12 protein-coding genes, 1 other RNA gene and 1 pseudogene are annotated in these 13,621 nt (G+C 39.8%); 3 read left to right on the forward strand and 11 right to left on the reverse strand.

What is annotated here, in order from left to right:
- The first annotated feature begins 145 nt into the window (after nucleotides 1-145).
- Nucleotides 146-1,189: a recombinase RecA gene (gene recA, locus G0029_RS09060; protein WP_078193524.1), complete on the forward strand. Its 1,044-nt coding sequence runs from the start codon at nucleotides 146-148 to the stop codon at nucleotides 1,187-1,189.
- Between the two features lie 80 nt (nucleotides 1,190-1,269).
- On the forward strand, nucleotides 1,270-1,914 hold the full coding sequence (locus tag G0029_RS09065) for a regulatory protein RecX (RefSeq protein ID WP_180106514.1): 645 nt from the start codon (nucleotides 1,270-1,272) through the stop codon (nucleotides 1,912-1,914).
- Between the two features lie 107 nt (nucleotides 1,915-2,021).
- On the opposite strand, the gene ffs is transcribed toward G0029_RS09065, so the two are convergent.
- Nucleotides 2,022-2,118: signal recognition particle sRNA small type (gene ffs, locus G0029_RS09070), an RNA gene on the reverse strand.
- Nucleotides 2,119-2,409: 291 nt separating this feature from the next.
- Between ffs and G0029_RS09075 the strand changes: the two are divergent.
- Nucleotides 2,410-3,271 (forward strand): annotated as a pseudogene (locus tag G0029_RS09075) (YbgF trimerization domain-containing protein).
- 61 nt (nucleotides 3,272-3,332) lie between these two features.
- Here the strand turns inward: G0029_RS09075 and lpxA are convergent.
- Genes lpxA through frr form a run of 10 tightly spaced genes read right to left on the reverse strand, consistent with a single transcriptional unit; the run spans nucleotide 3,333 to nucleotide 13,548 of the window.
- The gene (gene lpxA / locus G0029_RS09080; protein ID WP_180034788.1) at nucleotides 3,333-4,121 is read right to left on the reverse strand and encodes an acyl-ACP--UDP-N-acetylglucosamine O-acyltransferase; all 789 of its coding nucleotides are present in this window, start codon (nucleotides 4,119-4,121) and stop codon (nucleotides 3,333-3,335) included.
- A complete protein-coding gene (gene fabZ, locus G0029_RS09085) occupies nucleotides 4,118-4,603 on the reverse strand; it encodes a 3-hydroxyacyl-ACP dehydratase FabZ (RefSeq protein WP_171263789.1) in 486 nt (161 codons plus the stop codon). The genes lpxA and fabZ overlap by 4 nt, the downstream gene beginning before the upstream one ends.
- A 5-nt stretch (nucleotides 4,604-4,608) precedes the next feature.
- Nucleotides 4,609-5,679, reverse strand: a complete 1,071-nt coding sequence (gene lpxD / locus G0029_RS09090) for a UDP-3-O-(3-hydroxymyristoyl)glucosamine N-acyltransferase (protein WP_180106516.1) — start codon at nucleotides 5,677-5,679, stop codon at nucleotides 4,609-4,611.
- Nucleotides 5,680-5,682: 3 nt separating this feature from the next.
- A complete protein-coding gene (locus G0029_RS09095) occupies nucleotides 5,683-6,183 on the reverse strand; it encodes an OmpH family outer membrane protein (protein ID WP_180034786.1) in 501 nt (166 codons plus the stop codon).
- 41 nt (nucleotides 6,184-6,224) lie between these two features.
- Nucleotides 6,225-8,870 carry an outer membrane protein assembly factor BamA gene (gene bamA / locus G0029_RS09100; RefSeq protein WP_180106518.1) on the reverse strand — a complete coding sequence of 882 codons (2,646 nt, stop codon included), beginning with the start codon at nucleotides 8,868-8,870 and terminating at the stop codon, nucleotides 6,225-6,227.
- Nucleotides 8,851-10,206 (reverse strand): RIP metalloprotease RseP, encoded by a 1,356-nt coding sequence (gene rseP, locus G0029_RS09105; protein WP_111883756.1) that lies wholly within the window; start codon nucleotides 10,204-10,206, stop codon nucleotides 8,851-8,853. The genes bamA and rseP overlap by 20 nt, the downstream gene beginning before the upstream one ends.
- A 3-nt stretch (nucleotides 10,207-10,209) precedes the next feature.
- Nucleotides 10,210-11,406, reverse strand: a complete 1,197-nt coding sequence (gene ispC, locus G0029_RS09110) for a 1-deoxy-D-xylulose-5-phosphate reductoisomerase (protein WP_078193532.1) — start codon at nucleotides 11,404-11,406, stop codon at nucleotides 10,210-10,212.
- On the reverse strand, nucleotides 11,407-12,231 hold the full coding sequence (locus G0029_RS09115; RefSeq protein WP_078193533.1) for a phosphatidate cytidylyltransferase: 825 nt from the start codon (nucleotides 12,229-12,231) through the stop codon (nucleotides 11,407-11,409).
- Nucleotides 12,232-12,987: a polyprenyl diphosphate synthase gene (uppS, locus tag G0029_RS09120; RefSeq protein ID WP_180106520.1), complete on the reverse strand. Its 756-nt coding sequence runs from the start codon at nucleotides 12,985-12,987 to the stop codon at nucleotides 12,232-12,234. It abuts the gene before it with no gap.
- A 6-nt stretch (nucleotides 12,988-12,993) separates the two neighbouring features.
- On the reverse strand, nucleotides 12,994-13,548 hold the full coding sequence (frr, locus tag G0029_RS09125; protein ID WP_111883758.1) for a ribosome recycling factor: 555 nt from the start codon (nucleotides 13,546-13,548) through the stop codon (nucleotides 12,994-12,996).
- Between the last annotated feature and the right edge of the window lie 73 nt (nucleotides 13,549-13,621).

The following is a 13,621-nucleotide window of genomic DNA, read 5'->3' on the forward strand; positions in this document are numbered from 1 at the left end:
GTTAAAGCGTCACAACATGTCGCACCTGTTGTGATTTTCATAGAACAAAAGGATGATTTCTGTCACTATACCCTCGTGGAACAGATCTAAACTGAATACATCCACTTGAGTATATTGTTTCGTGACATCGTATTGAGGTTGTAAGATGGATGATAATAAAAGCAAGGCGTTAAATGCGGCCTTAAGCCAAATTGAAAAGCAGTTTGGTAAAAACACCGTTATGCGTCTTGGTGATAATACCGTACAGGCAGTTGAAGCTGTCTCTACAGGTTCTTTAACATTAGATATCGCACTAGGTATTGGTGGTTTGCCTAAAGGTCGTATCGTAGAAATCTACGGTCCTGAATCTTCTGGTAAAACGACTATGACATTACAAGCTATTGCACAATGTCAGAAAGCTGGCGGTACTTGTGCATTCATCGATGCTGAACATGCATTAGACCCTCAATACGCACGTAAACTTGGCGTAGATATTGATAACTTACTTGTTTCACAGCCAGACAATGGTGAACAAGCACTTGAAATTGCAGACATGCTGGTACGTTCAGGTGCCATTGACCTGATCGTTGTCGACTCGGTCGCTGCACTGACCCCTCGCGCCGAAATTGAAGGCGAAATGGGTGACTCACACATGGGCTTACAAGCTCGTCTGATGAGCCAAGCACTGCGTAAAATTACCGGTAATGCGAAACGTTCTAACTGTATGGTGATCTTCATTAACCAAATTCGTATGAAGATTGGTGTAATGTTTGGTAGCCCAGAAACCACAACTGGTGGTAATGCACTTAAATTCTATGCATCTGTACGTTTAGATATCCGCCGTATTGGTCAAGTGAAAGAAGGCGACGAAATCATTGGTTCAGAAACCAAAGTGAAAGTTGTGAAAAACAAAATGGCTCCTCCATTCCGTGAAGCGATTTTCCAAATTCTTTATGGTAAAGGCGTGAACCATTTAGGTGAGCTTGTTGACCTCGCAGTACAACAAGAAATTGTTCAAAAAGCAGGTGCTTGGTATTCATACCAAGGTGACAAGATTGGGCAAGGTAAAAACAATACCATTCGCCACTTAGAAGAACACCCTGAACTTGTGCAAACTATCGAAAAACTGATTCGTGAACAACTTTTGACTACGGGTACAGCACCTGTAGAAGACAAAGACGAAGAAGAACCAGACTTTTTAGATGCTTAATTACAGCATACTTTAATAGCAGACGAAACGCCCTACGGGGCGTTTTGTTTTGCACTCAAAATTTGTATTAAAATGACCCCATGACTAAAGACCATTTTCCACTCTTGCTTGATTATGAAGCACTGAAACAACAGTTTGCAGAAGCTGAAGAAACTACCTGCGTAAATCATGCTGCACAAACTGACATTTCACATGACAATACTTCGGTGATCGATCACACTGCGTTGCATTTTGACACCAATGGTAAAGATGTTCATGCTGAAAAAAAATCGGGACTGCGCGGCTCTCGTCTACGCTCGTACGCTTTTGCAGTACTCACACGTAAAGAATACTCAAAAGCGGATTTAATCGAAAAATTAGCACTGTATGCGGATAGTCGTGAAGAAGTCATACACTTGGTGGAAGAACTTGCACGTGAGAACTATCAAAGCGATCAGCGTGTAGCAGAGATGGTGCTATCGAGTCAAAAACGTAAAGGTAAAGGCCCTAATCGTATAAAGCTCGCGTTAAAAAATAAAAAAGTAGACAGTGAATTAATTCTGGATGAATTAAAAGAAACAGATTGGGTCGCTGAAGCTTACCAGCTCAAAATAAAAAAATTTGGCAAAGCTGTTGAACGTGATCCAAAACAAAAAGCCAAACAAATACGTTTTTTGCAATATCGAGGCTTTGATCTCGATACGATTTTTAAAGTGATTGCACGTAAAGAATTTGATGACGAATAAAAAAAATATAGATCTAAATGAAGAATTAATAAAACTAAAATAAAGAATAATATAGGGTTGAAAAAATGAGAGGACGTTTAATTTATTATTGTTGAAACTGGTGGCAACCCTACCAGCAAGACTTCGGCACATCATATTTCTACTACCGTTGCTACCTTCCGGTCCTGGCGGGGTTTATAGAGTACAATTGCGAAGTAACCGGCAGGGCTACCATTGCAAGAACAGAGTATAGAGATTTTTAATAAACATGCAAGCCTAAAACCAAGAATTCCTGAATAGAAAAAACTGTTTGATTATTTATAAATCAATATGATGGTCGATGATGTAGAAAACGTGAAACTTCATCACTATATTTTTACTTTAATACACAACAAGATTGTAAAAGCTTATTGCAATTCAGATCTTTGGCGTTTTTAATGTGCTTATCGTTTTATCTAAAGCTGTCTGTAATAAAACTATTCTATACGGACATGCTTGCAACTACATGGAATTTTTATGATGTTTAAACAGCATGTATTGTGTGCCCTTACATTGACTTGCTCAGGTGCATTATTTGCCAATATTCCAATTGAATCTCGTGGTTTGAGTGGCGCTAATAATGGCACTGTGTATACAGCAAATAATACGGCCATTCAAACAGGTGCTGGCTCTACACCTATTCCAACCAATTTAAACTGGCAGCTTATGCAGAAGAGCCAACAGCTTGAAAATGAATTGCGTAGCTTACGCGGTAAAATGGAAGAGCAAGACAATATTATCGAACAATTAAAAAGTGAACTTACAAACCGCTATGCAGATTTAGATCAACGTTTAGAACTACTCCAACAAAAAGTAGATCCAAGTGAAGACACAGAGGCCGCGGAGGATAACCAACAAGGTACTGTACCCAGTAACAGCTAATACAGCGCCTACACCTGTTAAACAACCTACGACCCAATCAACATTAAGCTCATCTGCAAACCAACCTGTAAATGCAGGTGGTGACTCACTTGAGCTCGAGAAAGCGGCATATACCGTTGCTTTAGATGCATACAAACAAGGTGGTGCGAAAAAAGCCATTGCACCGATGAAAAACTTTATTAAGAATAATCCTAACAGTGTCTATATTAGCAATGCATATTTTTGGCTAGCTGAGTTCAACCTTGCTGTTGAACCGACCAACTACGCGGAAGCAAAAAAGAACTATAGTATCGTAGTAGATCAATACCCTGAATCGACCCGCGCGCCTAGAGCGTTATATCAACTGTATAGCATTGCAAAAGATGTCGATCGAAATAGCAGTTTAGCAACGCAGCTCAAAACCAAGCTCACCCAAAAGTATCCAAAATCTGAAGAAGCAGGCTTTGTTAAAAAATAGTTCTATTTTTTAATGCAAAAAAAAAGACACCTTATAAGGTGTCTTTTTTTATTCGCAGCATTTAGCGTACGATACCGCGCTTAGACTGCTCAAGTGAGTCAATCAACAATTGCGCTTCTGCCACTTCAGGCAAAATTTCAATGCGAATACGCTCAATCGCTTCATTCGTCGTTAAACCATCTTTATAGATCAATTTAAAAGATTCACGTAAACCTTGAATCACATTTTTAGACCAACCTTTACGACGCATTCCTTCAATGTTCATTGCAAAAGCATGGGCTGGATTACCAGATACCATGACATAAGCAGGTACATCTTTCAAAATAAGTGATGCACCACCAATCATACTGTATGAATCGATTTTACAGAATTGGTGAATACCAGAGTTACCACCTACGATGACGTAATCACCAATGTGGACATGACCTGCAACGCCGACGTTATTAGCAAAAATATTATGATCACCTACCACACAGTCATGTGCAATATGTGTATTTACCATCAATAAATTATGACTACCAACTTTAGTTAGGCCCTGATCTTGAACAGTACCACGGTGTAAACTACAGTGTTCACGAATCGAGTTGTGATCACCAATTTCTAACCAGGTTTCTTCACCAGCATATTTCAAGTCTTGGCAGACTTCACCAACACTGGCAAATTGAAAAATTTCGTTATGTTGACCAATACGGGTATAACCACCCACCACAACATGTGAATGCAGTTTAGTGCCCGCTCCAATTGTGACTTTAGGACCAATAATACAATATGGTCCAATTTGCACATCCGGAGCAATTACTGCTGATGAGTCAATAATGGCGGTAGGATGAATTAATTCGTTATTGCTCATGCTGTCTCTGTTTTCTGATGCGAAACCATAATTTCCGCGGTTGCTGCGACTACGCCATCTACAGTGGCAACACAATTATATTTGTAAATGCCACGCTTTTGCATCACTAATTCCGATTTTAATACAAGTTGATCGCCTGCAACGACTTGTTTTTTAAATCGAACCTTCTCTGCACCAGCAAATAAGAACAGCGAACCCGCTGAAGGTTTCTCATTATTCATGATGAAACCTAAAATACCCGATACTTGCGCCAATGCTTCAACAATCAGCACACCCGGCATAATTGGGTATTCAGGGAAATGGCCTTGTAAAAATTCTTCGTTAATCGTTACATTTTTATAGCCTACAATCCCGTTGTCAGTCACTTCTACAACACGATCAACCAATAAAAACGGATAACGATGTGGCAAATATTCACGAATAGTCTGAATAGTCATTGGTAATTCAGGTTTTGTGAAAGCTGGGGTATTCGACTCTGTCATCATAATTATTTACGCAATTTAAATGTTGATTCAAGGGACTCAATTTGAGACTGCATATGATCAAGTCGTTTGACCAATTGGGTCAATGGCACATCTGCTAATTGTTTAAAGCGGATTGCTGCCTTTTTCCAAGAACCACTTTCAAGCATTGGCGTACCTGAAGAATAACTTCCAGCAACGGAAATACTTTTTGTGACCATTGACATACCGGTAATTGTCACATTATCTGCAATATTAATGTGACCTACGATACCAACAGCCCCTGCTAGCACACAATTTTTGCCAATAGTTGTACTACCGGCAATACCACATTTCGCAGCCATTGCCGTATTTGCACCAACTTTGACGTTATGCGCGATTTGCACAAGGTTATCAATAATGACACCATCTTCCAAAATTGTGTCATCTAAAGCACCACGGTCGATACTACAATTTGAACCAATACGCACATCATTCCCGATGCGTACAGAACCTAATTGAGCAATACGGTGCCATTTCCCTTGATAAGGTGCAAAACCAAACCCTTCACCACCGATCACCGTATTTGCATGGATACGTACGCGATCACCTAACTTGGCTTCACCAGTAATTGTCACATGCGAATCGATAAAACAATCTTTACCAATTTCAACTCCATGATCAATCTTCACTTGTGATTCAATGCGAGTTCCATCACCCACCACACTATTCGCACCAATCACCACATAATGCCCAATATAAGCAGTATCAGAAATGATTGCGGAAGGATGAATTTGAGCAGTACTTTCAATTCCTATTTCTACAGATTTTTTTTCAAAAACATGCGTTAGAATAGCGAAAGCCAGATACGGATTGGGTACAACAATGAAGTTTTGCTGTGAAGGGATTTGTGACTGCATGTCTGCAGTCACAATCAGCGCACCAGCCTTAGACTGTTGAGCTTCATTCAGATATTTATCTGCGTTTAAAAATGCAAGCTGATGCGGTTGAGCACTCTCCAAACTTGCCATTCCACTGAATTGCAAGTCTAGCTGACCAATACATTGACCTTGAACAAGTTGAGCAAGCTTTTCTAAACTGAATTTTTGAGAATTCATTGATTATTTAATTGCATTAACCTTTTGAATCATTTTATCAGTTAAATCAAACTTAGGGTCATACGCAAGTGCTGAATTTTTATTCAAAATAACATCTAACTTATTTTCTGTGCGCAATTGTTCTGCAACTTGCTTGATTCGAGTATCCATCGTGCGATTTAAGGACTGAATATTCCCTTGAACCGAAGCTTGAACTTTTTGCTGCAAATCAGTCAGCTCTTTAAGTTTAGCTTGATACTGTTGACCCATTTGCTGCTTTTGCGCAGCAGTCAACTTATCACCACCTTGCTGAGCTTTTTGTTGCATTGCTTCCAGCTCTTTAGCAAGTGATTCAATTTTAGTGGTTTGTGGTTTCAATTGCTGTTGAATTTGAGCATTTTGTTGTTTTAGATAAGCGCTTTGATCCACCACCTTTTCTAAATCAACCACACCGTAACCTGCTGCATGTACCACAGCAGAACATGACATACCCAATACGGCCAAACCAGCAAATAATTTATTCATCTTATCAACCTGTAATTTTGTTATTCCCCGAAGGGTCGTACTTAGAACGTACGACCAATCTCGAATTGAATTTCTTTTGTTTCATCGCCAGCTTTGTCATTAAGCGGGAATGCATAACTGAGTGAAATTGGACCAATCATCGTGATCCAAGTAAAGCCAGCACCCACGCTATAACGCATATTGTTCGTGTCGAAACCAAAGTTATCTTTACAATATTTCTTCGCATCAATACCTTTATCGTCCAACTCACCTGTTAAATATAATTTCCCCTCAGGAACATCACATTGCGTGTCGAAAACTTGCGCACCTTCGGCAAACAATACTGGACGAACTTGACGAGCCCAATCTCCTTTAAATGGCACAGGTAAAACTAATTCCGCACCAAATTGTACTAAGGCGTTACCACCAACCTCTTCAGGGTCATAATCAATTTTGTGCGATTCATTATAAGTTACACCTGGATATTTTGGACCTAAAGTACTGTTGTCATAGCCACGGACCGAACCAAAACCACCAGCATAGAAGTTTTTATAGAATGGTAGATCATTACCGTAGCCTAACTTACCATAGCCACGTAAAACAAAGTCTTTGCCCAACGGGAAGAAAGCTTGAACATCATATGTTGCTTTTTGATACTCAACATCACTACCAGGTAATGCAACCTCTGCATTAATACGATGTGACATGCCCGATGTTGGGAATACTGGACGGTTTAAAGTGTTGTAAGACCAACCAAGATTAAGATTATATGTTAAAAAATCACCAGAAAACTCATCATCAAATCCTGTAAAACCAATGTCTTCATTTGCTGAGTTTCTACATAACTTTTTAAAATACTCATCTTCTTTATCAGTAGGTTTTTCAAGGTTAGGATTTGCAGCTAAATCAAGATCCCACTGTGAAGAAGTATTGCCCGATGAACAATATTCACCTTGCCCTTTTGGCTTACCACCATGTGCTAACAAGTAGTCACGAACATATGTAGAAACATATGGACCTGTTGTCACTTCGGTATTATCAATATTCAAACCCATACTGATACTTTGGTTTTCATCGATCGGATAACCAAAGTTGATACCACCACCAAAACTGTCTGTAATATAGTTGTTAACGTTATAGTCGTTATCTAACTTGGTTTTACGGTAGTACATGTTATAACCGCGGCGCACACCATCAATAGTGAAGTATGGGTCAGTTACACTGAGGTTGTAGTAATCTTGAGTCTCTGAACGAGACAAATCGATAGAAACTGCATTACCTGTACCCAAGAAGTTGGTTTGACTCAAACCTGCTTGGAAAGTTACACCGCCACTTTGTGAGAAACCTACAGCTAAAGTACTTGTACCCGAATGCTGCTCTTCAACATTCACGTTTAAATCAATTTGATCTGGCGTGCCCGGAATACGTGCAGGCTTAACATCAACGGTTTTAAAGAAACCAGTACGTTCTAAACGCACTTTAGACAAATCAATTTTTTCGTTACTTGCTAAGGCGCCTTCCATTTGACGCATTTCACGACGTAGAACTTCATCAGCTGTTTTCGAGTTACCTGTGAAATTAATACGGCGAACAGTGACTTGCTGACCCGGATTCACATAGTAATTTAAATCAACCAATTTGGTGTCTTTATTGATTTCAGGAACAATGTTCACTTCTGCAAAGTAGTAACCTGCGTTACCGTATTTACGAAGTAAAAGTTGTTTCACACCATTCACTTTTTCTTGTGAATATAAATCGCCATCTTTATAAAGTTTTAAAGCATTTAAATCTGTTTGCGTATAAAGCGTATCACCTAAGAAATGGGTTTCACCAAACTTAAATTGTTCACCTTCATCCACCGAAACTTCGATAAAGACGTGTTTTTTATCTTCACTCAAATTTAGACTTGAATTGGTAATGTTGAAGTTGATGTAACCTTTGTTGAGATACATCGCACGTAACGCTTCTAAACTCGCAGCCATCTTTTCACGTGCATAGCGGTCATTACGAGAAATGATCGAGTTCCAACCACTTTCTTTTAATGCAAAAATTTGTTTAATTTCGCTTTCTTTAAAGACCGTATTACCAATGATATTAATATCAAATACTTTGGCAGATTGACCTTCTTCAAACTCGATTAAGACATTTACACGGTTATTCGGTTGAGCGGTTGTAATCACTTTGACATCAGCATCGTAGCGACCTTGCTGCATGTACTGTTGTTCTAATTCAGTTTCAACCGTTTGCAAAGATGATTTCTTTAAAACTTCACCTTCGGACAGACCCATTTTCTTTAAGCCTTCTTCCAAGGCTTCTTTAGGAATAAGTTTATTGCCTTTTAGCTCAACTTTAGAAATTACAGGGCGTTCAACCACTGTATATACAAGGGTACTACCGACTTGTGAAGACTTCACATCATCAAACAAACCCGACGCAAACATGCTACGAATTGAGTTTGAAATGATTTGATCATTGACACGATCACCAGCGGAGAATGGGATCATTCCGGCTACATTGTCAGGAGTTAAACGCACTAAGCCATCAACACGAATATCTTGTACTACAAAATCATCTGCTGCATATACTTGTTGTGCTACGGCCATAGCACTAACCAGTGCCAATGGCATAAATAAATGTTTGTGCTGCATGCCAGTCTTTTCCGCTGTTAATTTATTTCGTATAACGTTCTTATAAACGCATAATGTCATTGAATAGAGCCAGTAGCATCATGCTACCCAGCAATACCATACCAATTTTTAATCCAACCAATTGTATTTGTTCAGAAACAGGTTTACCACGAATTAATTCAATAAAATAGTAAATTAAATGACCGCCATCGAGCATAGGAATCGGTAGTAAATTTAAAATACCCAAACTTACACTCATCAGTGCCATAAATGAAATGAAGGTTTGCCACCCCATCTCAGCACTTTGTCCAGCCACTTTCGCAATAGTAATCGGACCAGATAAATTATCTAAACCAACCAAACCACGCACCATTTTTACAATAGAATTCAGGATCATACTAGATATCTGACCTGTTTTTTCTACCGCTTTGCCCATCGCCTCTACAGGCGTGTATTGAATGGTTTGTTTGTATTCGGCTGGAATATTGACTTTACCCGGATCACTTTGTACACCTAAAAGCCCTGTGACTTTACCCATTTGGTCACGCTTACCTTGCGGCATCACGCTTAAATGCACAATTTTATTTTGTCGTAAAACATCAATTTTAAGTAACTTTTCTGGAGAAGCTTGTACAACTTGTACAACATCAAACCAGTCTTTCATTTTTACGCCATCGATCGAAACAATTCGATCACCCACTTGCATCCCTTGGCGAATCGCTGCGCCATCTTCACTGAGTTTTGAAACTACTGCAGGAATTTCAGGACGATACGGTGTAAAACCTAGAACATCGAGTGGTGACTGAGTTTGATCACGTAAGAAACTTTGAATCGGTAAACTGAAGTTTTGAATTTGCCCTGCTCGTTCAGCTTGAATTTGAATATCGCCAGTTTCACCTACACGATCAACCAAGGCATAATTCAAGCGCTCCCAAGTGGATACTTGAGTGCCATCTACGGCAGTAATTTTATCACCAGACTGCATTTGCGCAGCCGCTGCTGGCGTATTCGGTAAAATTTTACCTACGCGCGTATTGAGCTGTTCCTGAGCTGGTAAAAATAAAATCCAAAACAACACTACTGCAAAAGCCAAGTTAATGAGTGGCCCTGCCGCAACAATTGCAATACGTTTCCAAGGGTGTTGTCGGTTAAATGCTTTTGGTAAGTCTTCTGCTGCGACATCACCTTCGCGTTCATCCAACATTTTGACATAACCACCCAGTGGTAATGCAGACAGTTGATATTGAATACCCGACTTCTTTGACGTCCACTTGAGCAGTGTTGGGCCAAAACCAATCGAATAAACCAAAACCTTTACGCCCAGTTTACGTGCAACGAAATAGTGCCCAAATTCATGAATCGCTATCAACGGTCCAAGTAGCAATATTGCTGCAATAATCATAAACAAGGCATTCATGTCTTAACTTCCTGAATTCAATACTGCTTTTTCAGCAACCATACGTGCCGATTTATCTGCATGCAAAATAACATCAATATTATTTGCAGCTGAGTTTTCAACTTGCCCCAACACATGTTCCACAATTTGAGGGATTTGAGTAAAGCCAATTTTCTCATGCAAAAATGCTGCCACGGCGATTTCATTGGCTGCATTTAAAATCGTAGGAGCTAAGCCCCCAGCCTTCATGGCTTGACGTGCTAATTTTAGTGCTGGGAATCGTTGTATATCAGGCTGTTCAAAGTTTAACTGTGAATGAACAAATAAATCTAATGGAGGCACATGTGTTTGAATACGCTTTGGCCACGCTAATGCATGAGCGATAGGCGTACACATATCAGGATTTCCCATTTGTGCCAAAGTCGAACCATCTACATATTGAACCATTGAATGAATGATACTCTGTGGATGGACAACAACTGTTACAAATTGTTCTTCAACTGCAAAAAGATGACAGGCTTCGATTAATTCCAAGCCTTTATTCATTAGCGTTGCAGAATCAACTGAAATTTTTTGCCCCATCGACCAATTTGGATGCTTACAGGCTTGGGCCGGCGTTACACTTTGCAATTGTTCTAAACTATGATGTAAAAATGGACCACCAGATGCGGTGAGTAAAATCTGTTTGACACCCAATTTTGGCTGACCATGACGCTCACCTTGTAGATAAGTTTCAGGTAAGCATTGGAAAATTGCATTGTGTTCAGAATCGACCGGCAGCAACAAAGCATTATTTTCACGTGCGGTCTGAATCATGATGTCACCCGACATCACCAGCGCTTCTTTATTTGCAAGCAACACGCGTTTACCTGCTTTCGCAGCAGCCAATGTAGGTAGCAACCCTGCCGCACCCACAATAGCTGCCATGACCACATCAACCTGTGGATGTTCTGCTACTGCAATCAATCCTGCTTCATCATGCAAGATTTCAATATCAGTTAATTTTTCAGCTACGAGTAATTGGCGCAGTTCATCCACTTTATTGTATGGAACAACTGCGATTTTCGGTCGATATTGTTTGCATATTTCGACAAGTTCTACAATTCGGCTATGTGCAGTGACTGCAAAAACTGAATACTCTTCGGGGTGCTGTTGCAGAATCTTTAAAGTACTTTGACCAATGGATCCTGTTACACCCAATATACAAACAGATTGTGACATCTATAAATCTACGCCAATTAATTTTAAAACATACATACCTGCCGCAAAGATAGGTGCTGCAGCAAGCAACGAGTCAATACGATCCAGCACACCACCATGTCCGGGAAGAATACGACCAGAATCTTTGATCCCTGCACGACGCTTGATCATCGATTCAAATAAATCACCAAGTACTGAACTAAATACTGTTATTACTGAAAGTATTAAAAATAAAATATGTTCAGCAATGCTTAAATCAAGATAAATAATTTCAACAACAATAACAATTAGCATTGCAGTGAATAGACCGCCATATAAACCTTCGATCGATTTATTTGGGCTCACATCTGGTGCAAGTTTTTTCTTACCAAATTTACGTCCCACGAAGTATGCACCACTGTCTGCACCCCATACCAACAGGAACAGATACATGAGCCACCAAGGTGAGTTCATCCACACAGAAAAAATAGCAGTTACCGCAGCAGGAACTAAGACTAAACCAATACCACTCAGACTCGGGTTATACCAGTTATCGTAATCAGGATAAGACTTCACCCAATAGACACTTAAGATCCAAGTAAAGATCGAAGCCGCCCAAAGCAGTAATGCAACATCTGTAAAATGCAATGCTAGTGCTGAAAGAATAGCAGTGACTAGACCATAGCCCCAAGCGAAAGGTTTAATCACATTTTGTGTATTCCGCGGCATGAGTTTGAACCACTCATAACCCGCGACAGCTGATGCAATAATCATCAGCACAAGCATTGGGTATTTAGACTCGGTTGCAAACATGCAACTCAGTACAACTGAAACCAGTACCAATGCGGTTATTATCCGCTCTAACATTTATTTATTCTCAAACTGCTCTTGTTGAATCTGCTCTGAAGTCTTACCAAAACGACGTTCACGACCACCAAATACTGCTAGTGCGTCATCAAATTCTTCAATGGTAAATTCAGGCCATAATGTCTGGGTAAAATAAAGTTCTGCATACGCAGCTTGCCAAAGCAAGAAGTTCGAAAGACGGAAATCACCACCTGTACGAATTAACAAATCTACCGGAGGTAGATCACTTAAACTGACATATTGACCAAAGACTACAGCATCCACTGCTTCAAGATTTATTTTGTTAGTTAAAACATCTGCTGCGATTTGTTTTGCAGCCTGTGCCATATCCCACATACCACCGTAACTAATTGCAATAGTTAAAGTCATGCTATCGAAATTAGCAGTCCTTTGTTCTGCTTGCAACATTAAGTCACGTAAGTTAGGAGATAAACGAGAACGATCACCAATAAAACGTAGGGAAATGTTAAATTTTTCCATACGCGGCAACTGCTCATGAATGGTTTCTTCGAGAAGAGCCATCAACAGATCAACCTCAAACTGAGGACGATTCCAATTTTCACTTGAAAAAGCAAAAACGGTCAGTGCTTGGATATTTCTTTTACGACAATGTTCAACGATGGGATCTAGGATGTCCTTTCCAGAACGATGCCCTTCACCTTTTTGCATTTGATTCTTTTTGGCAAAACGATTGTTGCCATCCATAATGATGGCAACATGTTTTGGAAGACGGGAAGTTTCTTCAGATGAGGTCATTAAAACTTAGACCTTCATCAATTCAGCTTCTTTTGCAGCCAGACGTTTTTCAACTTCAGCAACGAATTTGTCTGTGATTTTTTGAATGTCATCACCTGCACGACGCTCATCATCTTCAGAAATTTCTTTTTCTTTCAACAATGCTTTGATATCACCCAAAACATCACGACGGATGTTACGGATCGCAACTTTTGCATTTTCAGCTTCGTTACGTGCAATTTTCTGCATGTCTTTACGTGTTTCTTCTGTTAATGCAGCCATAGGAACACGGATCGCATCAGCAGTAATCGGGTTTAAGCCCAAGTCAGATTCACGGATTGCTTTATCAATTGCAGCAACCATTGAACGTTCAAAAGGCTGAACAAGTAAAGTACGAGAGTCTTCTACACCCACGTTCGCCACTTGGTTTAATGGCACATCAGAGCCATAGTAAGGAACCATAACACCATTTAAAATTGATGGGTGCGCGCGGCCTGTACGAACTTTGGCAAAACCATGCTCTAGAGAATCTAGAGATTTATTCATACGGTCTTCTGCGTCTTTTTTAAGATCGTTAATCATGTGATCTTCCTAACTTAATTCGAAAAGATGTAAATTCTAAAATAGCTTGTAGTATAAAGAGCTTTAGGGCCCA

It is taken from the genome of Acinetobacter sp. YH12138, assembly GCF_015218525.1.
GTDB lineage: Bacteria > Pseudomonadota > Gammaproteobacteria > Pseudomonadales > Moraxellaceae > Acinetobacter > Acinetobacter amyesii.